This window comes from Microbacterium sp. R86528 (genome assembly GCF_044596335.1).
Classification (GTDB): Bacteria; Actinomycetota; Actinomycetes; order Actinomycetales; family Microbacteriaceae; genus Microbacterium; species Microbacterium marmarense.
Genome location: NZ_CP138996.1, coordinates 2,156,822 through 2,178,235, shown reverse-complemented (window position 1 = coordinate 2,178,235; position 21,414 = coordinate 2,156,822). Strand labels below are relative to the sequence as shown.

Annotated in this window: 23 protein-coding genes and 1 tRNA gene; 9 read left to right on the top strand and 15 right to left on the bottom strand. The window is 63.2% G+C overall.

What is annotated here, in order from left to right:
* The first annotated feature begins 1 nt into the window (after position 1).
* A complete protein-coding gene (locus SJY18_RS10105) occupies positions 2-1,093 on the top strand; it encodes an enolase C-terminal domain-like protein (protein ID WP_396667455.1) in 1,092 nt (363 codons plus the stop codon).
* 65 nt (positions 1,094-1,158) lie between these two features.
* On the opposite strand, the gene pepN is transcribed toward SJY18_RS10105, so the two are convergent.
* Positions 1,159-3,654, bottom strand: a complete 2,496-nt coding sequence (gene pepN, locus SJY18_RS10100) for an aminopeptidase N (protein WP_396667454.1) — start codon at positions 3,652-3,654, stop codon at positions 1,159-1,161.
* A 216-nt stretch (positions 3,655-3,870) separates the two neighbouring features.
* On the opposite strand from pepN, the gene SJY18_RS10095 reads away from it, so the two are divergent.
* Together SJY18_RS10095 and SJY18_RS10090 are read left to right on the top strand one after the other, a co-directional pair.
* Positions 3,871-4,563, top strand: a complete 693-nt coding sequence (locus SJY18_RS10095; protein ID WP_396668905.1) for a GNAT family N-acetyltransferase — start codon at positions 3,871-3,873, stop codon at positions 4,561-4,563.
* Positions 4,564-4,749: 186 nt separating this feature from the next.
* Positions 4,750-5,205, top strand: a complete 456-nt coding sequence (locus SJY18_RS10090) for an SRPBCC family protein (protein ID WP_396667453.1) — start codon at positions 4,750-4,752, stop codon at positions 5,203-5,205.
* Between the two features lie 68 nt (positions 5,206-5,273).
* On the opposite strand, the gene SJY18_RS10085 is transcribed toward SJY18_RS10090, so the two are convergent.
* The gene (locus tag SJY18_RS10085; protein WP_396667452.1) at positions 5,274-5,624 is read right to left on the bottom strand and encodes a hypothetical protein; all 351 of its coding nucleotides are present in this window, start codon (positions 5,622-5,624) and stop codon (positions 5,274-5,276) included.
* 411 nt (positions 5,625-6,035) lie between these two features.
* Between SJY18_RS10085 and SJY18_RS10080 the strand changes: the two genes are divergently transcribed.
* A complete protein-coding gene (locus SJY18_RS10080; protein WP_396667451.1) occupies positions 6,036-6,395 on the top strand; it encodes a hypothetical protein in 360 nt (119 codons plus the stop codon).
* 32 nt (positions 6,396-6,427) lie between these two features.
* Here SJY18_RS10080 and SJY18_RS10075 read toward each other — a convergent pair whose 3' ends face one another.
* The 5 genes from SJY18_RS10075 to SJY18_RS10055 form a co-directional block, all read right to left on the bottom strand.
* On the bottom strand, positions 6,428-7,435 hold the full coding sequence (locus tag SJY18_RS10075; protein WP_396667450.1) for a sodium:calcium antiporter: 1,008 nt from the start codon (positions 7,433-7,435) through the stop codon (positions 6,428-6,430).
* 80 nt (positions 7,436-7,515) lie between these two features.
* Positions 7,516-8,637: a hypothetical protein gene (locus SJY18_RS10070; protein ID WP_396667449.1), complete on the bottom strand. Its 1,122-nt coding sequence runs from the start codon at positions 8,635-8,637 to the stop codon at positions 7,516-7,518.
* Positions 8,638-8,734: 97 nt separating this feature from the next.
* The gene (locus SJY18_RS10065) at positions 8,735-8,914 is read right to left on the bottom strand and encodes a hypothetical protein (RefSeq protein WP_396667448.1); all 180 of its coding nucleotides are present in this window, start codon (positions 8,912-8,914) and stop codon (positions 8,735-8,737) included.
* A 264-nt stretch (positions 8,915-9,178) separates the two neighbouring features.
* Positions 9,179-9,376: a CDGSH iron-sulfur domain-containing protein gene (locus SJY18_RS10060; RefSeq protein WP_396667447.1), complete on the bottom strand. Its 198-nt coding sequence runs from the start codon at positions 9,374-9,376 to the stop codon at positions 9,179-9,181.
* A gap of 139 nt (positions 9,377-9,515) precedes the next feature.
* Positions 9,516-10,553 (bottom strand): iron-containing redox enzyme family protein, encoded by a 1,038-nt coding sequence (locus tag SJY18_RS10055; protein WP_396667446.1) that lies wholly within the window; start codon positions 10,551-10,553, stop codon positions 9,516-9,518.
* A gap of 316 nt (positions 10,554-10,869) precedes the next feature.
* On the opposite strand from SJY18_RS10055, the gene SJY18_RS10050 reads away from it, so the two are divergent.
* From SJY18_RS10050 to SJY18_RS10035, 4 genes are read left to right on the top strand one after another with little or no spacing between them, the layout of a single operon-like run.
* Entirely contained in the window at positions 10,870-12,132 is a 1,263-nt protein-coding gene (locus SJY18_RS10050; protein WP_396667445.1) for an extracellular solute-binding protein, read from the top strand.
* Positions 12,129-13,103 carry a carbohydrate ABC transporter permease gene (locus SJY18_RS10045; protein WP_396667444.1) on the top strand — a complete coding sequence of 325 codons (975 nt, stop codon included), beginning with the start codon at positions 12,129-12,131 and terminating at the stop codon, positions 13,101-13,103. The genes SJY18_RS10050 and SJY18_RS10045 overlap by 4 nt, the downstream gene beginning before the upstream one ends.
* Complete coding sequence (locus tag SJY18_RS10040) at positions 13,103-13,951, top strand: carbohydrate ABC transporter permease (RefSeq protein WP_396667443.1); 849 nt, start codon at positions 13,103-13,105, stop codon at positions 13,949-13,951. Before SJY18_RS10045 ends, SJY18_RS10040 begins: the two co-directional genes overlap by 1 nt.
* A 28-nt stretch (positions 13,952-13,979) precedes the next feature.
* The gene (locus tag SJY18_RS10035) at positions 13,980-15,236 is read left to right on the top strand and encodes a sn-glycerol-3-phosphate ABC transporter ATP-binding protein UgpC (protein ID WP_337336886.1); all 1,257 of its coding nucleotides are present in this window, start codon (positions 13,980-13,982) and stop codon (positions 15,234-15,236) included.
* Positions 15,237-15,300: 64 nt separating this feature from the next.
* On the opposite strand, the gene SJY18_RS10030 is transcribed toward SJY18_RS10035, so the two are convergent.
* From SJY18_RS10030 to SJY18_RS09995, 8 genes are all read right to left on the bottom strand, one after another.
* Positions 15,301-15,717, bottom strand: coding sequence for an ATP-binding protein (locus SJY18_RS10030; protein WP_337336885.1), 417 nt, complete (start codon positions 15,715-15,717; stop codon positions 15,301-15,303).
* Positions 15,707-16,039 carry an STAS domain-containing protein gene (locus SJY18_RS10025; protein ID WP_337336884.1) on the bottom strand — a complete coding sequence of 111 codons (333 nt, stop codon included), beginning with the start codon at positions 16,037-16,039 and terminating at the stop codon, positions 15,707-15,709. Before SJY18_RS10025 ends, SJY18_RS10030 begins: the two co-directional genes overlap by 11 nt.
* Positions 16,036-17,997, bottom strand: a complete 1,962-nt coding sequence (locus SJY18_RS10020) for a glycosyltransferase (protein WP_396667442.1) — start codon at positions 17,995-17,997, stop codon at positions 16,036-16,038. The genes SJY18_RS10025 and SJY18_RS10020 overlap by 4 nt, the downstream gene beginning before the upstream one ends.
* The gene (locus SJY18_RS10015) at positions 17,994-18,200 is read right to left on the bottom strand and encodes a hypothetical protein (RefSeq protein ID WP_396667441.1); all 207 of its coding nucleotides are present in this window, start codon (positions 18,198-18,200) and stop codon (positions 17,994-17,996) included. The genes SJY18_RS10020 and SJY18_RS10015 overlap by 4 nt, the downstream gene beginning before the upstream one ends.
* A gap of 13 nt (positions 18,201-18,213) precedes the next feature.
* Positions 18,214-18,405, bottom strand: a complete 192-nt coding sequence (locus SJY18_RS10010) for a hypothetical protein (protein WP_337336881.1) — start codon at positions 18,403-18,405, stop codon at positions 18,214-18,216.
* Between the two features lie 441 nt (positions 18,406-18,846).
* On the bottom strand, positions 18,847-19,275 hold the full coding sequence (locus SJY18_RS10005) for a hypothetical protein (protein WP_396667440.1): 429 nt from the start codon (positions 19,273-19,275) through the stop codon (positions 18,847-18,849).
* 107 nt (positions 19,276-19,382) lie between these two features.
* Entirely contained in the window at positions 19,383-19,520 is a 138-nt protein-coding gene (locus SJY18_RS10000; RefSeq protein ID WP_396667439.1) for a hypothetical protein, read from the bottom strand.
* A gap of 260 nt (positions 19,521-19,780) precedes the next feature.
* Positions 19,781-19,870, bottom strand: a tRNA-Ser gene (locus tag SJY18_RS09995).
* A gap of 102 nt (positions 19,871-19,972) precedes the next feature.
* Between SJY18_RS09995 and SJY18_RS09990 the strand changes: the two genes are divergently transcribed.
* On the top strand, positions 19,973-21,394 hold the full coding sequence (locus SJY18_RS09990) for an MFS transporter (protein WP_396667438.1): 1,422 nt from the start codon (positions 19,973-19,975) through the stop codon (positions 21,392-21,394).
* Positions 21,395-21,414: the final 20 nt, after the last annotated feature.

Genomic DNA, 21,414 nt, shown 5'->3' with positions numbered 1-21,414 from the left:
AATGAAGATCACAAGTGTCGAGGTATGGACTGTTCAGGTTCCGGGCGCCGACCCGCCGTACTCTTGGCGGGCGGGCCTTCAGGGGAGTCCACCAACTGGAGACCGGGCCGTGCTGCGCATAGGCACCGACGAGGGCGTGACCGGTGTGGCGCTTGCGCCTCGCCCTGGTAGCCCCGCAATGCTCACCGACATCGTAGATCGGCTGTTGCGAGAAGAACTGGTCGGGCAGGATCCGTTGCAACGTGAGTGGCTTTGGCATCGCATGTGGGAGCTCGATCGTTTGGATGAGTTTCCGCTTCCACTGCTGGGAATCGTCGATATCGCCCTCTGGGATCTGGCCGGGCGCCATGCCAATCTGCCCACCTGGCAGCTGTTGGGCGGCTTCCGCACCGAAATTCCGGCATACGCATCGACCTCGACGTTCCGCACTACGGAAGAGTTTCTCGACGTCGCAGATCAGTGCATCGCCCTTGGCTATCGCGCAATCAAGCTGCACGCGTGGGGTGATGCGAGAGCCGACGCGGCGCTTTGCATTGCGCTGCGCGAGCATGTTGGACCAGACCTGCCGCTGATGTACGACGGGTCGGCAGGATTCGACCTGCCTGACGCCATCTACGTCGGTGAAGCTCTCGCAGATGCGTCCTACACCTGGTACGAAGAGCCAATGCGAGAGTTCAGCGTCAGCGCGTACGCCTCGCTGGCGCGCTCGGTGAGAGTGCCGCTGCTGGTCGCCGAGACTTCAGATGGAGCGCACATGAACTCCGCGGACTTCATCCGCGCGGGAGCGGCGACATTCGGCGTCAGAGCAAGCACCGGCCTGCGCGGCGGGTTCACCGGATCCATGCGCACAGCACACCTCGCCGACGCATTTCGCGTGCGCGCCGAGGTTCACGGCGGTGACATTCCCAACCGCCACCTCTGCATGGCCATCTCGAACACGACGTACTACGAGTCGCTGGTCACATCAGTCGCCGTGCGACGCGAAGCCTGCGTCACCTCCGACGGACTCGTGCTCGCGCCAACTGGGCCAGGGGTTTCGTTGCCGACGAACATCGATCTTCCCGCCGCTCTGAGCGAGTACGCCCAGAGCTGAGCCGCCTAAGCCGGAGCGCCGCACTAGCGGTGCAGTCGCGCTGAACGCACGGGCGGATAGATCGACTAGATCACGTCGTTGAGCGCCTGAACCCGAAGCGCGCGGGCACGGTGATCGCGCTGCTCGGTGACAAGCCTGCGCAACGCGGCGGGTGCGCTGTGGTGAGCCGCAAGCCACCCATCGACGAGCTCGAGCGTCTCAGTTGCAGGAAACAGTCCGACAACGAGGCGCCGCGCGATCTCGATGCTGCGTGTCTGCCACACCTCCCCGATTCGCGAGAAGTAGTCACTGTCGTAGGGCACAGTGAGGTCGCGGTGATCTCCCGCCGTGAACCCACGGGTCGTCGCATCAAGGTGATCGTTGGTCAGCGTGTGGTCATCCCATGCACTCGCCCAGGCCGCCGCGCGCACCGCGACCGTCGGACGTGAGGCGAGCACCCGCACAAACTGTGTTCGCCCGCTTGCCGTGTCATCTGAAACAAGTTCGCGGCGTGCGTCCGCCTCGTCGGCATCTCCCGTGGCGGCGAGGGCCCCGAGCAGCATCCATCGCAAATCAGCGTCGAGCTTCAGACCTTCGGGTGCGCCCGAACCATCCGTCAAGATCGCTCGAATATCGCTTGCCCGTGCGCGGTCACGAGATGCCGCATCTGCCAGCGCGCGTGCCCACACCAGTTGCGCCCCGCTCCCGGCATCCGCTGCCATCAGCGCTTCCCATGCAGTGCTCAACCATGCTGCTGAGGCACTCGCGCGCAAGCCCTCGGGTTGGTAGACACTTGACGCGGCGGCAGCGTTGGCGACAACTCCCGCGAGCAGACTGAGGTTGGTCTCAGCTGGGGCATGAGCGCGCACGATGCGCAGATATCGATCGGCGCGCAGCTCGCCATCGCGAGCGGCATTCCACAGCGCCGACCACACCAGGCCGCGCGCGAGCGCATCGTCGATCGTCGAGAGCGCCGCCTCGACAGCGTCAAGCGAGCGGTCGTCAAGACGCACCTTGGCATACGTCAGGTCTGCGTCGTTGATCAGGGTGAGGTCGGCCTCGTTGAGCGCGACTTCGGTCTGCGCGCTGTCAATGTCGAGCGCGACTCGTTCCCGAAGGGCGAGGCGGCCCGCCACCAGGTCGTAGAGACCGACCTGCAGGCGGTGCGGGCGTGGTTCGCTCTGATGCAGCACTGCCTGCGAATCGGTCGTGCGCTCGAGCCAGAGGGTGGTGACACCACTGGTTTCGAGCCACGCGCGAGACCAGCTGCGCAACTCTCGGCCAGATGTCTGTTCCAGTTCCACCAGAAGATCGCCGAGGGTCGTGTTGCCGTACGCGTGTCGCGCGAAGTAATGGCGGGCGCCGCTGAAGAACGCCTCCTCGCCCACGAATGCGACCAACTGTTTGAGAACCGAGGCGCCCTTGGCATAGGTGATGCCATCGAAGTTCAGCTTTGCCGCCTCTAGGTCGGTGATGTCAGCCACGATCGGATGCGTGGTCGGCAACTGATCCTGCGTATAGGCCCAGGCCTTGCGTCGGTTGGCGAAGGCCACCCACGCGTCGGTGTACTTGGTGGCCGCAGCAGATGCGTGCGCTCCCATGTAGTCGGCGAACGACTCTTTGAGCCAGAGGTCGTCCCACCAGCGCATCGTGACGAGGTCACCGAACCACATGTGTGCCATCTCGTGAAGAATCGTGTTCGCACGTGCGGCCTGTTGCGCCTGGGTGGATGCTCCACGAAACACATATGCCTCGGTGAACGTCACCAGACCCGGGTTCTCCATCGCGCCGATGTTGTACTCGGGCACGAAGATCTGGTCGTACTTTCCCCACGGGTAGGGGTAGGCAAACGCGTCGTCGAAGAAGTCCATCCCTTGGCGGGTGATCTCAAGAATCTCGTCAGATTCGAGGTGATCGGCGAGCGAGGCCCGGCACAGCACTCCGAGCGGCACCGTGCGATCGCCCTGCGTCCACGTGGAACCGACGCGATGATAAGGACCGGCCGCAATGCAGGTGATGTAGCTCGACAGCGGGAGCGTCTGCGCGAAGCGCACGGTCTGTGCCGACTCGGTGGTGACGGTTGAGGCAGCATCCTGATTCGACAACACATGCCAGCCCAGTGGTGCCGTCACCTCGAAGGTGTAGCGAGACTTCATATCGGGCTGCTCGAAGCAGGCCATCACACGACGAGAGTCTGCTGGCTCGTAGTGCGTATAGAGATAGGTCTCACCGTCGACGGGGTCAACGAATCTGTGCAGCCCCTCACCCGATCGGCTGTACTCGGCCGTAGCGACGATGACCACCTTGTTCGTCGCGGAAAGGCCCGTCAGCGCGATCCGTGCACCGTCGTAGTCGACCGGAACTTCGTCGCCGTTGATTGTCAGGCTGCTGACACTCGCACCGATGAAGTCGACCCACGTCTGTTCGGTCGAAGAATCGAACTCGAGCGTGGTGGTCACCGGAAAGCCGGCCCGGTCGGGGTCGGTCGCGCCGGTCACATCGATTTCGACATGGATGCTGCGGGCAGAAACAGCAGCGGATCGCGCGGCGGTCTCATCCCGAGTGAGATTGGCAGTGGTCATGCTTCCATGGTGTCACTATCGCCTCACGACGCGTCTAGGCTTCGGGCCAGGCCCTCGAAGCCAGACACACTGTCAAAGAAGCGAACACAGGAATTGCTCGCCCGAAGCGGAATGATCAGTCGCCGGCCGCAGTTGCACCTGTGGCCCGTCGCGACCACCGAGTGTCTGCGACCCCAACGAGCAGAGAGCTGTTGAAGGATGTCAGAAGTGACCCAAATGCCCTCCCATCTTGACGCAACCGTGCTTGACAACGCGGCCTGGCACGCGCTTTCAGGCCCACATGCAGCTTTTGCCGAGGGCGACGGTCTCGCCCGTCGCTACCACCCAGATGTCGCCCCGTTCGTCGCGGTGCGCACCTGGGACGACCCCCGGGTATGGGCTTCGCTCAGCGACCTGGTCGGGCCAGGAGCGCAGATCGGCCTCTCTGGAGACATTCCGGAGTTTCCAGACGGCTGGCAGGAATTGTGGCGGGGCGAGGGAGTGCAGCTCGTCGAGACCGGGTCGCTTCACCCCGTGCCCGATGCCGAAGCTGTGCTGCTCGGGGAGGGTGATGTGCCCGAAATGCTCGCTCTTGTCGAGCGAAACAAACCTGGCCCTTTCCTGCCTCGCACCCATGAACTGGGGCGATACGTCGGGATCCGTCGGGACGGGCGACTCGTGGCGATGGCGGGCGAGCGCCTGAGGTTGCCGGGATGGACCGAGATCAGCGCCGTGTCAACTGACGATGCATACCGTCGACAAGGGTTCGCATCGCGGCTCGTGTTGGACGTCGCCTTTCACATCCAACAGCGCGGCGACCGTGCCCTCATGCACGCCGCGGCAACGAACGTCACGGCGATCGCGGCGTACGAGCGCCTCGGCTTCGCGCGACGCGGACTCACGACCTTTGCCGGGGTGCAACTTCCCTGAGCCCCCCCCCCCCCCCGACGCCGCCGGCCGGACGGAGCCGCCATGGCGGAAGAAGAGATCGCGGACGCGACCGGCATGACCCCGTTGCGCAGATCTGTCAACCCCCGTGCACCCAGGCCCACAAACCGGCTGAATAGAGAAGGCCGGTTCAGACCCCGGGCAATCCCACAAACAGGAGGAGCACCTATGACGCAGATCATCGAAACCATCGACGTCGACGTTCCCGTAAGCACGGCATACAACCAGTGGACGCAGTTCGAGAGCTTTCCGAAGTTTCTCGACGAGGTCGAGTCGATCACTCAAGTCGACGACACCCACAATCTGTGGAAGGTGCGCGTCGGCGGAGCCGAGCGCGAGTTCGGCACCGAGATCACCGAGCAGCACCCCGATGAGCGTGTCGCGTGGCGCAGCGTGGGCGGCGAGACCGAGCACGCAGGAGCCGTGACTTTTCACAAGCTGAGCGACAGTGAAACCCGCGTCACAGTTCAGATCGACTGGGATCCGCAGGGCCTGCTCGAGAATGTAGGTTCTCTGGTCGGAGCGGGATCGCACGCCGTGAAGAAAGATTTGAAGAACTTCAAGGAGTTCATCGAAAGCCGCCACACTGCCACCGGCGCGTGGCGCGGAGACGTGCCCGCCTGATCAAACAAGCGGATGCTATGACGGATGAGCCCGGTACGGAGGAGATGTCTCCTCCGTACCGGGCTCATTCATGCCCGCATGTCCTGCTCCCAGGATGCGAGGTCGTCTGTATCAGGGCTTTCCGCCTCGGGCTGCGCCACGGGCGGGCTTTTCAGCGCTCTGATGCGCTCGGTCATGTACTTCACCGCTTCGGCGTTGTCGGGCGGGTTAACCTCGGAGTTGGTCGACTCCACCAGCATCACGCTTGCGCTGTTGAGCAAGAAGCGCCCCTCGATCGTGTTGCCATCGGGACTGATCGCGCGTAGTGACACCGAGTCTGCATGCGAAGTATCGGCGAGCACCTGCGCATACTCGAGCAGGCGGTCGGCCGTTTCGTCGTCCATGAGCAGGGATTTGTCCGCGAATTTCACGTGTTTCATGCGCTCAATGTATGAGCCCCAAACTCACTGGGCGACACCCTTGACAGATCGGCGTTCTATCCCCTCTCCGTTGGTACGCGCGGGTATCGCGGAAGGACGGGATGCGCAAGGGGTATGGCACTCTGCGCTTCGCTGCGGTTGCCCCTCTCATCTCCAAAATTCTCAAGTATGTCGGCTCGCTGGCGTGGGCGTCTGAATGCGGTGTGCGCGTGCTCGACGAGGGACAAATGTTCATGTCGAGGTGTTTGTGGTGCCCCGACGCCGGCGAGTGAGAGTGGACCAGATCGAGCACGCGGAGCGGGGGGTCGCGAACCTCGATTGCAAGGTGCAGGATGTTGCTATAGTCATCGCGACCCAGTTGCCCGATGAGGTGCAGCGACGCCTGCCGACATCTAGAGAGAAGACCTGATCGTGGGAACTATTTATTACGGGGGATCAGCTACCCCCATCCATATCGACGATCGGGCACTCGCACACCTGAAGATCGTGATCGCCACGAAGCTGCGCCGCAGTGAGAGCTTCACCCTGACGTGGGTTCACCCCGAGGGAGAGCCTCGGGGGCGCAGCACGGTGTGGCTGCACCCCTCCATTCCCCTCCGCTTCGTCTTCGACGAGCCCGAGGCGCCCGAACTCAACCACGACTGGATACGCGAACTCGCGAACTCGGCCAATTCGTCAGGTGGGATCAGTCTGGTGGCAGAGCACGTGCTCTCGACCGACTCCGGCCCCACCGACAGTGCACCTCAGGCCGTGGAGGTTTCCGACTCCTAGCGCAGACCGGCGATGACAGCGCCGAGTGTGACCTACAGCGCCAGCACAATGGTCGCCGCGTAGATGACTGGGATGCTGACGCCCTCGAACCCCACCCCTCGTCGATCACGCAGAAGCAGTCCGGCGGCAAGCACCGCCGTGATCAGCAGAGTGCCGCCGAGAAGAACCAGGCTGGTCGCTCCGGCTGCGCTGTAGATGGTGCCGTTGAGGTAGAAGGCATCTGCAACCGACAGCGTCAGCACATCGAAGACGTTGCCGCCGATGATGTTGGCTACGCCGAGCGTGAGTGCACCCATGCGGATCGCCGCGATCAACACGATCAGCTCGGGCAACGAGGTGATCGCCGTCGTTACCGTGAACCCCGTGATTCCGCTCGGCCAACCCGTCGCGGCGATCACACCGAGTCCGGCTCGACCGATTATCCACCCAGTCGTTCCAACCACTAGTCCGAGTGCCGCGAACGCAATCCACAGCCGCGCCAGCGAGCCGGTGCCCTCTTCTGCGGGGTTGTCTTCTCGTGTCTCGTTCGTGCGGATCGGCTTCCACATCGGCGCGTCATGCATCCGGCGAACCAAGCGCAATCCGTACAGGTAGAACACCGGAATGAGGATGGTCACCGGGTGCACCCAGCCGATCTGAAGCTGCGGCGTCGCAAATGCCACAACGGGCAGCGCCAGCAGTGCAATCAAGACAATCGACTGCAGAAGGTTCTCGAGCGATGCGGCGGCATGCTCGAGATTCGCCCTGCGGTAGAGCAGGTCCGCGATGGCCAGCCACACGGTCTGAAGGGCAATACCGCCCACCGGGTTCGCCAATGCGAAAGCCGCATCTCCTTCGAGTGCGCCGGTCGCGGTCGTCACAATTCCCGGGAGCGACGTCACCGCTCCCAGGAAGACTGCTCCCGCCACTGCCTCGCCGAGGCCCGTGCGATCGGCGAGTTCGTCCGCGGTGCGCGCGAGCCGCGAGCCGGCGAACACGATGACGATGACCGCGACTGCGAGCGCGATGACGCTCGGCCACAAAGGCCATGGGCCGTTCATCGCGCTCCCCGTTTCGCGGCTCTCGACTCAGCGATCACTGGTATGAGTACGAGCCTCGACGTGCAGTCTCGAGACCGAATTCACTCGCTCGGCAACGGAAAGCGCAACGTCGCAGCGACCGGCGAACCGTCGAGAAGATCGGCGTTGCACACGGCACGAACCGATCCGCCCGACCTGAGCACCCGCGCAGCGATCTCGTCGACGAGCGCATAGGTGTCGGGCCCGGGCGACTCGGCACGCTCGACGCCGCCGAATTCATCGATACGTCCCTCTTCTGTCGCGTCCATGTCGAAATGCAGCGTGTCTACGGCAGCGGTCGCGGCGGCAACGGCAACCTCGTCGAACTTGCTCGTCGCCAAGCCTTGTGCGCGTAGAGTGCCGAAGCGCTCGCGCCATGCGTCTAGTTCGGCTGCATAGTGCTCGTCGAGGATCTTTCGCACCTTTGCGGCACGCGCCGGGTCGTCGACCGAGTCCGGGTGACCATCGATCTCTGCATCGAGCAGAAACGGGTGCGTGTTGACTTCTCGGTACGCGGGTTGCAGGTCGGTGGATGCTGCGAGGATCAGCGGCACGTCGTTGGGGACGACTTTCACAACTTCGTCCTGCACCGCGGCCGCATAGCGTTGCCGTTCGATGCGGTCGCCTGTCGTTCCGTCTGCCCGCTGGCGATCGAAGCGGCCACCGGTGGTGGTGTGTTCGAGCATCAGCTGATGATCATCAGGCAGATCAAGCGGGTGCTCGCGAGGGTCATGGTCGGGACCGAACTCGAGCAGACGAGCACGGCCCTGGGTGAGCTCGACGACGAAAGCCCGATGAGCGAACGCGCTGGCCCGCAACAGCGCGCCGATGTCGAACCGATCGCCCACAGCCACGTTCTCCTCCACGACGTTCGCGATGCGGAATGCCTCAAGGAGTTCAGGCGCTGCGAGGATGACGAGCGACCTCGACTGATGACGCCAGAAGTCGTCGTCATCATTGAGCGCACGAAGTGGCGCCACGACCTGCTCGATGACGTTGCGAGAGACGTCCTTCTGAGTCAGGTGCCGCTCGGCGTCGTCGATCGCGTTGCGCAACCCGATGCGAATGCGTTCGTGGTCTGCGGGCATCGGCGACGACGCAATCGCGATCGTCACGCTGGCATCGTCTCGATGGTCCATGAGTTCAAGCAAGCGGTCGTTCTGGGGAATCTCTGAAGCCAACATGTCGTCAGGTTAGGCAGAATCTTCCGGCAATTTCGAGGGGGTTGCGATGTGCTCGGCACCGCGTTAGTGGGCTCGCCGGAGGAGCGCCTTGACTCGGCTATTCCTGCGCGCAGTTCCGGTCGGCCACTGCCGAGAAGTCAGGCACCAGCCTCGACGCCGCTTCGTCCGCGGTCTCGGCGGGCCCGTTGTCTTGAATGTCGCGGACCAGCCAGTCCATCTCTGCAATCTCGCGGCGCTGAGCCTCGCTGATCTCAACTGCCAGTTCGCAAACCCGCACGTCGACGTTCTGAAACCGCTCCGAGCGGGTGGCGGCGCGACGGCGCCCCGCCTACAATCGTGCAATTCCGTAGAGCTTCCAGACACAGATCTGCCCCGGCGAGGGGTGCAGCCCGAAACCCGGGGGGTTGATCCGGTCGACGCCAGCCTCGGTGACGAAGGACAGGGCGATCTCGCCCCCGAGGATCGGTGATTGAACTCGAGCAGCCCGGGCTGAGCCGCCCCGCACGCAACGTGAGCTCGCGGCGTATGCGAGCGACGTCCCCTACGCGCGAAACCCCGATAGTTTGTGGCTTCCGTCACACCACGGCTTGATGACCGACAGACCGCATCGGCACAGCGCGACGGTTTCGCGTTGTCGTTCAAGCGGCTCACCGTCTGCGCCAGTGATTTCCACTGGTCCGCGAACGATCAGCGGACCGTTCGGGTACGCCGCGATCGAGGGCCACTGCGAATCGTTCATGTGGTTGCCTTTCGAAGTTCTCGGAGCGGCGACGCAGAGCGCCGTACGACGGCATCCCGGCCGCACACCCTCCGCGCCCACGCAACATGAGCGCACGACATGATGCACGCCGCAGCGACAAGCGACAGCGTGTCGACAGTCACGCTCCCCCCAGCGGCGTCGCCACTCGAAGTGCCGAATGCCCGTGCTCCCATGCCTCACGGATGTCGTCGGCGACCATGTCATCGACGAGAAGACAGGCGGCGGCACCGAAGATCACGTCGTTCAGGAGCTCTGGCTCGGACTCCACGAGTGCGCCTGCAAGATCTCGCCCGGCGATCTGCTCGTGGACGGCGTCAGCCTCGACGTGCTCGTCGAAGTACTCGGTCACCTCATCGCCGAACCCGAGTCGCCGGAATCCGTCCGCGTAGCCGCGGTTCGGAAGCGACGAGGTCATCTCGAACGCAGCCAGGTGCCCGACGATGGCGCCACGAAGTCGTCGGTGAAGTCCGAACAGCGACATCATGTTGTGCGAAGCCAGCAAGATCGGCGGGACGGCGTCGATGTGCGTGGCATAGGTGGCATCGAGCCCTGCGCCGCGCATCGCCCTCGCAAAAATCTCGGCATGGATGCGTTGCGGACGCCCACCGCCATACTCATCGGCTTGGATCTCGACGAGGGCCGCCTTTGCGCGACCGGTGAGCCGTGGGATCGCCCACGAGTGCGGGTCTGCCTCGCGCAGCGTGTAGACACTCCGAAGAACAAGGAACTCCCGTGCCTGCTCGACCGTCGCCGACTTCGCCATGAACCGAGACAGACTCGGCCCCGGCGTCGGCGCCGTCAACGCGAAGAGGTACTCTGCGACGGCATCCGCCGTTGCATCCGGAGCCACGGGAGGCTGCACGGCCGCGCGCAGCGCCACCTCCATCGCGGCCTCGAGGATGCCGCGCACTCGGATCAGCCCGGGGTTCCATTCCCACTCGGCATCGAACTGCGTGATCGAGCCGTAGTGCACTGAGTACATAAGGAACAGCGACAGCTGCGCGTCATCGTCGTGAAGAATGTCGGGCGAGCACGCGAGTATGTTCGCGATGCGCGCGGCATCCGCTTCAAAGCTGTCAACTGGCGGTCCGGTCAGCGCATCGATCAGGAGCTCGCTCAGCGCCCCGCGGGATGAAAAAGTGAGTGTCGACCGCATTGGGGCCGGTGAAATTGACAGGCTGATGGTGCTCTCCGTGTGTCGCAAGGATGGTGTTCCTAATTCTCACCGACGCGCTCCGGAGCGACTCAGGGCTTGACGTGCGGTACACAAGCGGCTATCCATCGCCGCGCTCTCGGCGGTTGGCGATGATGCGCAGCAGCATCGAAGCACCCCTTCGAGACCATTAGCGCACGGAGCCTGATCAGCGCAACCCTGTGTGCTCTTGCGGCGTTCCGACGCACAATTGGGCGAAACGACCGCTCGAGAATCACCCACTCACGCGGCGAGACACTGCACGAAGCGAGGAGGCCGGATGCGAGGCACGCGAATGTTGGCTGCGGTGTCGGTGGTCGCTCTCACCTCGACGCTCGGCGCCTGCGCCCCAGCAGACGACACGCCGACCCTCACCTGGTACATCAACCCAGATGCCGGAGGTCAGGCGCGCATCGCTGAGCTCTGCACAGAGGCGGCTGACGGCGCGTATCGAATTGAGACGTCCTTGTTGCCGCGCGACGCCGCATCTCAGCGCGAGCAACTGGCGCGTCGACTGGCGGCGAGCGATCGGTCGCTCGACATCATGAGTCTCGATCCCCCATTCATCCCCGAGCTCGCCGAGCCCGGGTTCCTCGCTCCCGTCCCCGACGAGCTGCAGAGCACCGACGGCATCGTGCAGGGCGCGATCGACTCCGCGAGCTGGAACGACGAGCTGGTGACCGTACCGTTCTGGGCCAATACGCAGCTGCTTTGGTACCGCGAATCCGTCGTCGAAGAGGCCGGGCTCGATATGAGCGAGCCCGTGACGTGGGAGCAGATCATGGATGTTGCCGCTGAGAACGACCTGCAGCTCGGCGTGCAGGGCGCACGCGCCGAATCACTCACGGTGTGGGTCAACGCTCTCATCGCCTCGGCAGGCGGAGAGATCCTCATCAACCCGGGCACCGCAGCCAATGAGATCGAACTCGGGCTCGACACCGACGAGGGCCGCGCCGCGGCCGAGATCCTGTCCCGCATCGGATCGGAGGGTCTCGCGGGAACGGGGTACCCGACAGCGGATGAGAATGCGAGCCTGTCGCTGTTCCAAGGTGATTCCGGGTCATTCATGGTGAATTGGCCGTTTGTCTGGCCCGCGCTCAACGAGTCTGCTCCCGAGATCGCCGACGACCTGGGATGGGCGATTTACCCTCGTGTGGATGCTGATACCGAGGCCGCGCCACCGGTAGGCGGCATCAATCTCGGGGTCGGCGCGTTCAGCGAGAACCAAGAGCTCGCGTGGCAGGCCGTCGAGTGCATCGTGCAGCCCGAGAACCAAGCTGAGTACTTCGTCACCAATGGGAATCCCCCCTCGAACACCGCGGCGTACGACGACCCGTCTGTGCAAGAGGAGTTCCCTATGGCCGATGTCATCCGCGAATCGCTCGACCTTGGAGCACCGAGACCGCAGACGCAGTACTACAACGAGATCTCGCTCGGGCTGCAGTCCACCTGGCACCCGCCGGGCTCGGTGGATCCTGACGCGACGCCGCAGACGTCACAGGACTTCATCACCGCTGTGTTGCGAGGGGAGCGACTCCTATGATCGCCCAGACGAGCATCGACACGAAAACGCCAACTGATCGCGACGATACGCCCCAGAAGACAAAGAAGACCAAGCGCTCAGCAAGGACGCGCGCGGAAGCTCGACTCGGGTGGATGCTGGCGGGTCCGGCCTTCGGCATCATGCTGCTGGTCACGATGTACCCGATCATCCAGGCGTTCTACGATTCGCTGTTCAGCCTGCGCCTGACCGCCCCCGACGACCGCGAATTCATCTGGTTTCGCAATTACGCAGTGGTGCTCACCGACCCCGCATTCTGGGAATCGATGTGGATCACGCTTTTCATCACCGTGGTGACCGTGATCCTCGAGCTGCTCCTCGGGTTCGCTCTCGCTCTGGTGATGCACCGCGCGGCGAAGAAACTGCGCGGCCTTGCGCGCACAGCCATTCTCGTTCCCTATGGGATCGTCACCGTCGTCGCGGCGTTCGCGTGGTTTTATGCGTTCGATGTGAACTCAGGCTTCGTCAACAGCTGGCTCGCGTGGATCCCCGGCTATAACGACGAACTCAACTGGTTCGCCTACCAGGGCACGTCGCTCTTCGTCATCATCCTCTCGGAGGTGTGGAAGACGACGCCATTCATCTCGCTTCTTCTGCTGTCGGGACTCGCTCAGGTGCCCGGAGACCTTGAAGAAGCCGCCAAGGTCGATGGGGCGACCGGCTGGGAGGTCATGCGCCGGGTGATTCTGCCGAATATGAAGGCCGCGATCATGGTCGCGGTGCTCTTCCGCACACTCGAGGCGTTCCGCATCTTCGACAACATCTATGTCATGACCGCCGGCGCCAACGGCACCGAAGCGCTCTCGCTGCTGGCATACAACACCTCGATTGGCCGGCTGGAGATCGGGCTCGGCTCAGCGATCTCGGTGCTCCTGTTCCTCAGCGTCCTTATCATCGCTGCGATCTTCATCCGCGGGTTCAAAGTCGACCTCACCGGTGGGAGGAACAGCTGATGCGCGCGATGAACTGGCCGCAGCGAATCGGATGGATTGCGATCCTCCTGGCCGTGCTGGTCTGGTCGCTCTTCCCCGTCTTTTCGATCCTCATGACCTCGTTCAAGACGCCGGCAGGGCTGTTCTCGGGCACGCTGGTTCCCACGGAGTGGACGCTCGACAACTACGCCGAGATCCTCACTCCTGGCGGGTCGGCGCAAGAGCTTTTCCTGACGTCACTGCGCAACTCGATCGGCATATCGCTCATCGCGACGGCGATCGCCGTCGTTCTCGCAACCCTCTGCGCCTATGCCGTCGCGCGCCTGGACTTTCCCGGAAAAGGCGTGATCCTCGTCACGGCGCTCGCGGTGTCGGTGTTCCCCGTCGTATCGATTGTCACGCCACTGTTCAACCTGTGGCGCACGATCGGCCTCTACGACACCTGGCTCGGGCTCATCATCCCTTACCTGTCGCTCACCCTGCCGATCTCGATCTGGACTCTTTCTGCGTTCTTCCGGCAGATTCCGTGGGAATTAGAGCAATCCGCTCAGGTCGACGGCGCTACGCCGTTCGAGGCTTTTCGCAAGACAGTGGTCCCGCTGGCCGCGCCAGGAGTCTTCACCACGGCGATCATCGCGTTTTTCATCGCCTGGAACGACTTCGTATACGGGATCTCGCTGACCTCGACGGATGCTGCTCGGCCGGTTCCCGCCGCGCTGTCGTTCTTCACGGGCGCGTCACAGTTCGAAGACCCCACGGGCGCGATCTCGGCCGCCGCGATCGTCGTCACCGTGCCCGTCGTCATCGTGGTGGTCATCTTCCAACGCCGCATCGTGTCGGGCCTCACCCAGGGTGCGGTCAAGGGATGACACCGCACTCTCGAGATAAGGAGCTGTCATGGCATCCATCACTCTGAACAACGTCGTCAAGACATACGACGATGGCTTCACCGCAGTCAAGGGCGTTGATCTCGACATCGCGGACGGGGAGTTCGTGATCCTGGTGGGCCCTTCAGGCTGCGGCAAGTCGACGCTCCTGCGAATGATCGTGGGGCTGGAAGACATCTCTGATGGTGAGCTGCAGATCGATGGCGAAACCGTCAACGACAAGGCTCCCAAAGACCGCAATCTCGCCATGGTCTTTCAGAACTATGCGCTCTACCCCCACCTGACCGTCTACGAGAACATCGCGTTTCCGATGAGGCTGAAGTCGAGCACGGTCGACGCAGACGAACTCGACAAGCGCGTCAAGCGGGCGTCGAGTCTGCTCGAACTCGACGAGCACCTCGACCGCAAACCGGCAAACCTCTCGGGAGGGCAACGCCAGCGGGTCGCGATGGGTCGCGCGATCGTGCGCAACGCCGCGGCATTCCTCTTCGACGAGCCGCTGTCAAACCTCGACGCGAAGCTACGCGGTCAGATGCGTACCGAGATCGCCAGACTCCAGCGATCGCTCGGAATCACCACGGTCTACGTCACGCACGACCAAACCGAGGCGATGACGCTCGGCGACCGTGTGGCAGTGCTGCGACGCGGAGAGATGCAGCAGGTCGCAAGTCCTCGTGGGCTTTACGAGCAGCCGGCGAACCTGTTCGTAGCCGGCTTCATCGGCTCGCCACCCATGAACTTTCTCGGCGGCACAGTCGACGGCGACACCCTGCACCTACCCATGGTCGACGTACCGATGGACGATCGTTTGCGCGCGGCCGTCGGCGACCGCGATCTGGTCATCGTTGGCGTACGACCCGATTCGTTCGCTGATAAGGAGTCCCTTGAGCGGGAACCGGAAGGCGGCGTCGAGGTCGAACTCGAGTTCGAGATGACGGAGTGGCTCGGCGAAGTGCTGTACGCATACGTGCCGTTCGACGTCGACGGCGCTGTACGCGACAAGCTCGCAGAGCTCGATCGCGATCTTGACGGTGAGAGCTTGCGCACCGAGCTGGTCGTCGCCCTCGACGCCACAAGTTCGATCCGTGACGGCGACACGGCGACGCTCTGGTTCTCACTCGACAAGCTGCACGTGTTCGATCCCGAGACCGGCGAGAATCTCACCCGTGATGAGGAGCGGGCCGAGAAACTCGAAGAGGATGCTCGCGCGCAACGCAAGCGCGCGCTAGAGCGGGCGCGCGAGCGAGCCAGCACATCGTCAGAGTGACCCGGCGCGGCTTGGCAGCGGAGTCAAGCGGCCAGTCCTGGATTACGGCGAGAGCCGTCCGCAACTAGACGACGCCACGCACGACGCGGCGCAATCGCCACGTGTTGCCTTCGTGCGTCTCGTGCACGAGCTCGTCGAGCGTGGCAAGGGCGAGCGCAAGCCCCCGGCCAGATTCGGCGTGCCAGTCGGGCATCTGAATTGACGACAGGTCGATGAGGGCAGGATCGGCTGTATCCGTGAAGACGGCCTCCAGCATCGTCTCGGTCATCGTCAGCGTGAGCGATACATGAACTGGTTCACGGGCGCTCGCATGTTCGACGATGTTTGCGGCAATCTCGCTCACGGCGAGCGCGAATGGTTCGCGGTCCTCGGCAGGGACAGGAGGTCCCGACTCCCACAGCGCGGCGAGTGCGTCCAGGACACGATCGGTAAGGTCAGCGCCGACCCTCCCACAAACGTGTTCAGTCCGCTCAGTCGGCATCGAAGGCCGCCTCAGGCGAAGGATAGTCGTGCAGCACACGATCTAGATTGGTCAGTTTGAACACGTTCCGGACCTGATCCGTGATGCCAGTCACCCTCAGGTCGCCGCCCGCCAACCTGGCTGACTTCAGGCCTCCGACGAGAGCTCCGAGCCCAGAGGAATCCACGAACTCCGTCGCCGACAGATCGACGGCGACGCGCACGTCGCCCGCGGCAACGAGTTCGTCTACCGTTTGTCTGAATTGGGCGACGGATGGAGCCGTCAGACGGCCTTCGAGTCTGATCACGGCGCAGCGTTCGCCCGTTATGACGCTGAGGTTCACGAGGGTTCCTCTCTGAATGTCGTCCCCTCACGCGCGGGGCCGCGGTACAGGGCTGCCTGGATGATGACGCTGAGTACCACCAGGTCGTAGATGACCCAGACGGTGTTGACGAGCGTACCTGTCCCGTCGGCGGTGCCGACAGCGAGCCGTCCGAGGCCGATGATGAGCGCGAGAGACAGCACCGCGATCGCGATGAGTTGCGGCCAGATCTCGCGCCACGGAAAACCCTCGCGTGTCGAACCATCCTTTCGCGTGACGACGAACGAGAGCGGGCGACCAAACACGACGTTCGCGAATGCGGTACTGCAGGCAACGATCCACACCGGAAAAAGGGCGAGCGAGTACTGCTGACCGCGCCACGTCCGAAGTCCGCGGGCGACTACGAGGAAAAGGATCTGATTGACAAGAAAGTAGGGTATGAACCGCGCGAAGAAGTCGACGCTCCATGCCGTGACGGGCAGGACACCGAAAACGAGATAGATCACCGGAGCGGCCAGGTACACGATTGCTGCATATCCCGAGATGTAGCTCCACATCGTGGAGAAGTACATCAGCCGTTGCCCCGCCGACAGCCCTTTCTTCACGAGAGGGTTATCGCGCAACATCACCTGCAGAGTCCCCTGCGCCCAGCGAAGGCGCTGTTTGAGCATCGTGCGCAGATCCTCGGGAGCGAGGCCGACCGCCAGGATTTCGTGGTGGTAGACGCTACGCCAGCCGAGCGCGTGCAATTGCATTGCGGTCGCCATGTCCTCGGTCACGGAGATCGTCGCGAGCGGCTGCACCGGCTGGGCCTCGTCCGGTCTGTCTACCCGCAGAGCGTGGAGCAGAGCTGAGACGGACTCCACCGCCGCCAGAGGTGAGAACTCATGATTGGCCAACGCATCCAGCGCATCGTCGTCGATCACGACGGCGTCGAGTTCGGCGTCGCGCTCGACGGGGAGACTTTCAATCATCGCGAGATCGGCGCGGAGGCTGGCGAAGTCGCGCGCCACCAGCTGACGAGAAGCCTTGTTCACGGCAGCCTGCAAACGGTACGTGACATCACCGATCGCTGCGCCGGCCGCGATCTCCGAACGCGCTCCAGAAACATCTGCGACGAGCGACTTCAACTGCCGACCGACATCCGGATCCACCTCACGACGACGGACGGCTTTCGCCAACATCGACTCGGCCGCCCTCAGGGTACGCATGGTCGACCTCTCCAAATCGCGCACATACCCGACGATCCCCAGCTGCATGAGAGCGTCCCGTCGCAGGACCGCGTTGGAGCCACAGAAGAAAGCCGCGTTCCAGCCATCCTTGCCTTGCTGAATCGGACCGTAGAAGAGGGGCGCCTGGCTGCCGAGCGGGTCAGCATCGTCCACATTGCCGAACCACTGCGGTGTCTGAACGAGAGCGACCGCCGGATCATCGGCGAAATAGCCAAGCGTGCGGTGCAGGATGAGGGGGTCCGGAATCTGATCGGCGTCGAGAATCAGCAGGAATTCGCCCTCGGTTTGAAAGAGTGCATTGTTGAGGTTTCCCGCTTTCGCATGGCGCGGCTTGTCATCCCAGTCGTTGGAGCGGCGAATGTACCCGATGCCCGCTGCGCGCGCGGCCTCTTTCATGTCCTCGCGCGCTCCGTCATCCAGGATCCACGTCTCGTGCGGGTATGCGATGCGCTGCGCGGCGAGGGCCGTCGCTAAGACCATCTCGATGGACTCGTTGTAGGTGGTGATGAAGACATCGACCGTGCCCTCGGGAGCCGATACGGGCGCCGGGCGATCACGTGCTCGCCACATCGTGAGCGAGAAGAAAAAGGTGTCGACGAGACTATAGGTTTCGGCAAGCACGAGAGGAACGGCGATCCACCAAGCCGACCAGTTCACCGATTCCAACCAGCGCCACGCAACATAGTTGGCGCCGAGAATTACGGATAGGGCCGCGACTATCCGGATGAGGACCAAGCGAGCGCTCACCCGTCCCTCCTCTCCACCAGAACGGTCGCGTCGTCGTGGGGCGCGTCCGTCGACTCGAGCCGCTCGAATCGACCGTCACTCCGCAGAACGAATGTCAGGCTGTGCCGCGCATCGACACACGCGAGCGATCCCGACGCGACGTCGATCTCAGCGAGGACTGCGGTGACAAAGATGTTTGATCCCCCGATGTATTCTTCGAGCATCTGATCGACTGTGTCACCGCGTCCGGGATGCTGCGTGCGGGCGCGGTGACTCGCGACCGCTCGCTGTGAGTGTGTGCCCAGGAACTGCCGGTGGATCATCGGCGAAGACAGCCTTCTGCACGAGCACCGCCTGGTCGATCTCGTCTTCGCGTGTGATTTCACTCTGCACCCATTGCGCCAGCTCGCGCAAGGGTTGGATCAACATAATTCCCCTTAATCAGCACGCCACTCAACCCAGGAGCGGACCGAGAAAACCCCTGATCATGCGGTGCTGGCAATCGAGCTTGACCCAAAACCAAACGAGACCCGCTCAAGCACACTCTTTCCGAATCGCGCTGTCGCTCCGCTTGGGGTACCAGCGTCAAAAGACTCAACGTACACAGTCGCCCACTCGCAGCGTCACTGAAGTAAGGCAATGGCTTCGCCTGTCCCCTCCTCGATGCTTCCATCCTCATCCCATATGCCAGGGGGATCTGAAGGAAAGTCGATGCCCTCCGGCAACGAGATGGCCAGCTCGTTCGCAGCCTGTCGGTGAGTATCTGTCCTTGTTGGGCGCCGCGGCCCTCGGCAGTGCAAGCACTCAACACAAGTATCGATTTCAGCCCCGCGATGATCGATAGAGACTTCCGCTGATCGGCTGAACGCTTCACAGCATCTTCTCGATCTCTGCATCGTATTTGTTGGCGTTTTCCGCCATCGAGAGAGCGATGGAACTGTCGCCCGCGAATCTCGTGATCTCTGGCGGGCAATCAACGTCGGTGACGGTCAGCTCGCGTTCGGTGAATCGCCCGGTAAAGCTGCCGCAACTATGCCGTGATTGGTTCGTCGCAACGAGCCCGCTGGATGCAAAAGCACCCGCACCGAAGAACACCAGGAACGACACGGACCCGTCAGGGTTCTCGATGATGTCGTACACAGCGCGTTCTTCAGCCGGTCCAGGTTCCTCCCCCGTGTACTCCCTCATGTCATTGACGAACACCGTTGCGATGTCGCCGCTGGAGATCTCCTCGAGCGCAGTGTGGTCAGCCAGAAGGTTCGCGGTATCCGTCTCGGTGATGGATAGGAGCAACGCCACGCCGAGCTCCGCTTCTTCGACCGCTTGCGTATACGCGCGGCTGGTCCCGCAACCGACCACCGAGGCGCAAACGAGCGCAAGGACAAGGCCTAACGCGAGCGGGCGAGCTACCGGTACAGGTCTCCGGCCCATGACTGCGTTCCACCTCCTGGGCACGCTGTTGTCAGTCGCGCGTTCATCGCGTAGGTGTTGCCCGGCAGGTCTGGCGTCGCCAGAGAATCGGGTGCGTGAATGAAGTTCTGCATGTCATGTGGGCTAGTCCACGAAAGGGAGTTGCTCGGCTGAGTGCCCGGTACGCCTGAGCGTAGCCCAAGCCGCAGCTCCTGACCGCACGCTCGCGATGCCGAACATCTGTGCGGTCGCGCGCTCGCCGGCAGCGCGACCGCCCACCTCATTCGACGTCGATCAGCCTCAGTCCAATTCAAATGTGGGCACAATCCCATTGCAGGGCAAAGCAAAACCCCCGCGATCCCAGTGTTTACAAGGGATCTGCGGGGGTTTTAGGTGGCGGTGACGGTGGGATTTGAACCCACGGTAGGGGTGAACCTACACAACATTTCGAGTGTTGCACCTTCGGCCGCTCGGACACGTCACCATCGACCAGTTTACGATAAGGATGCCGATGCCGCGAATCGGGTGATCCGCCTTCATCCGGGCGCGATACCCCAGCTGCGCGCAAACGCAATACGGTGGCCATATGAGTTCCGCCCCCGAGGGATCGCCCGGCCGGAACCCGGCCGAGAAAATGTCGCGAGATCAGCGCGTCATTCTCGTCATCGCGGTGCTCGCGTCGTTCGTGGCGTTCCTCGATGGCACAGTAGTCAACGTCGCATTGCCTGCCATCCGCAACGAACTCGGCGGCGGTTTGGCGACACAGCAGTGGGTGGTCGATGCCTACCTGATCACCCTGGGCGCGCTGATCCTTGTTGCGGGTTCAATCAGCGATGCGTACGGACGTGTGCTGGTGCTGCGGCTCGGGCTCATCGGGTTCGGCGCAGCATCCATCGCCGTTGCAGCCGCGCCGACAGCGGATTTCCTCATCGTTGCGCGCGCTCTACAAGGCGCGGCTGGCGCATTGCTCGTTCCTAGTTCTTTGGCTCTCATCACCTCGACTTTTCGAGGCGTAGCCCAGGGTCGCGCGATCGGCGCGTGGACAGCAATGACCACCACGGCGATGATCGCGGGGCCGGTCATCGGCGGCGTCTTCGTTGATCTGCTCTCATGGCGACTCGCGTTCCTCATAAACGTGGTGCCGATCGCGATCACCCTTTGGCTGCTCACGCGCACCCGCGTGCGCGACGTGCGTCGCCCTGACGCTTCGGTCGACTGGCTTGGTGCGGTGCTCTGCACGGCGGGGCTGGGCACAGTGGTCTTCGCGCTCATCGAGCAACCGCGCCTCGGATGGCAGTCTGCGGCAATCTGGCTGCCGCTGGCGGGCGGCAGCATCCTATTCATCCTCTTCATCATTCGACAGCGCCGCGTGCGCAATCCGATCTTGCCGCTCGACCTATTCACGGTGCGCAACTTCTGGACGGGCAATGTCGCGACATTCTTCATCTATGGCGCACTCGCGCTCAATGGCTTTGTCGTCGCGGTGTATCTGCAGCAGAGCGCAGGGCTCTCGGCAACCTTGGCTGGGCTGGCAAGCCTGCCCAGTACTGTGTTGCTGATCGTGCTCAGCTCGCGAGTCGGCGCGGTCGCGGCGCGTATCGGACCTCGGCTGTTCATGACCATCGGTCCGCTCCTGATGGGGGCCGGCGCTCTGCTGTTGCTCACCGTGTCGCTCGATTTCTCGTACTGGTGGCAGGTGCTGCCAAGCATGGTGCTGAGCGGCTTCGGGCTCGCGCTCATGGTGGCCCCGCTGACCACCACGATTCTCGGCTCGATCGACACCGAGCGCTCGGGCATCGCCTCCGCTGTCAACAACGCGGTGTCGCGTGTCGCTGGGCTCGTCACCATCGCACTGCTCGCCACCATCGTCGGCGGCGCGCTCGATCTTGAGGGCTTCCATCGCGCAGCCATCGCGACGGCAGTCTTCATGTTCGCGGGCGGCGTGGTGTCGTTCTTCGGCATCCGAAACACGCAGATTCATCATGACGTGCGGCAGACGGGGCTTTAGTCCTGGTGCAGATTCCACTG

Excerpts from the sequence above, each read along its gene's own strand:
- SJY18_RS10070 (WP_396667449.1), bottom strand. The coding sequence starts at position 8,637 with ATGTTGGCTTCAGAGATTCCCCAGAACGACCGCTTGCTTGAACTCATG.
- SJY18_RS10040 (WP_396667443.1), top strand. The coding sequence starts at position 13,103 with ATGCGCGCGATGAACTGGCCGCAGCGAATCGGATGGATTGCGATCCTC.
- SJY18_RS10095 (WP_396668905.1), top strand. The coding sequence starts at position 3,871 with ATGCCCTCCCATCTTGACGCAACCGTGCTTGACAACGCGGCCTGGCAC.
- pepN (WP_396667454.1), bottom strand. The coding sequence starts at position 3,654 with ATGACCACTGCCAATCTCACTCGGGATGAGACCGCCGCGCGATCCGCT.
- SJY18_RS10015 (WP_396667441.1), bottom strand. The coding sequence starts at position 18,200 with ATGCTCGAAGAATACATCGGGGGATCAAACATCTTTGTCACCGCAGTC.
- SJY18_RS09990 (WP_396667438.1), top strand. The coding sequence starts at position 19,973 with ATGAGTTCCGCCCCCGAGGGATCGCCCGGCCGGAACCCGGCCGAGAAA.
- SJY18_RS10050 (WP_396667445.1), top strand. The coding sequence starts at position 10,870 with ATGCGAGGCACGCGAATGTTGGCTGCGGTGTCGGTGGTCGCTCTCACC.
- SJY18_RS10030 (WP_337336885.1), bottom strand. The coding sequence starts at position 15,717 with ATGCCGACTGAGCGGACTGAACACGTTTGTGGGAGGGTCGGCGCTGAC.
- SJY18_RS10045 (WP_396667444.1), top strand. The coding sequence starts at position 12,129 with ATGATCGCCCAGACGAGCATCGACACGAAAACGCCAACTGATCGCGAC.
- SJY18_RS10000 (WP_396667439.1), bottom strand. The coding sequence starts at position 19,520 with ATGCAGAACTTCATTCACGCACCCGATTCTCTGGCGACGCCAGACCTG.
- SJY18_RS10105 (WP_396667455.1), top strand. The coding sequence starts at position 2 with ATGAAGATCACAAGTGTCGAGGTATGGACTGTTCAGGTTCCGGGCGCC.
- SJY18_RS10035 (WP_337336886.1), top strand. The coding sequence starts at position 13,980 with ATGGCATCCATCACTCTGAACAACGTCGTCAAGACATACGACGATGGC.
- SJY18_RS10055 (WP_396667446.1), bottom strand. The coding sequence starts at position 10,553 with ATGCGGTCGACACTCACTTTTTCATCCCGCGGGGCGCTGAGCGAGCTC.
- SJY18_RS10010 (WP_337336881.1), bottom strand. The coding sequence starts at position 18,405 with ATGTTGATCCAACCCTTGCGCGAGCTGGCGCAATGGGTGCAGAGTGAA.
- SJY18_RS10060 (WP_396667447.1), bottom strand. The coding sequence starts at position 9,376 with ATGAACGATTCGCAGTGGCCCTCGATCGCGGCGTACCCGAACGGTCCG.
- SJY18_RS10085 (WP_396667452.1), bottom strand. The coding sequence starts at position 5,624 with ATGAAACACGTGAAATTCGCGGACAAATCCCTGCTCATGGACGACGAA.
- SJY18_RS10090 (WP_396667453.1), top strand. The coding sequence starts at position 4,750 with ATGACGCAGATCATCGAAACCATCGACGTCGACGTTCCCGTAAGCACG.
- SJY18_RS10075 (WP_396667450.1), bottom strand. The coding sequence starts at position 7,435 with ATGAACGGCCCATGGCCTTTGTGGCCGAGCGTCATCGCGCTCGCAGTC.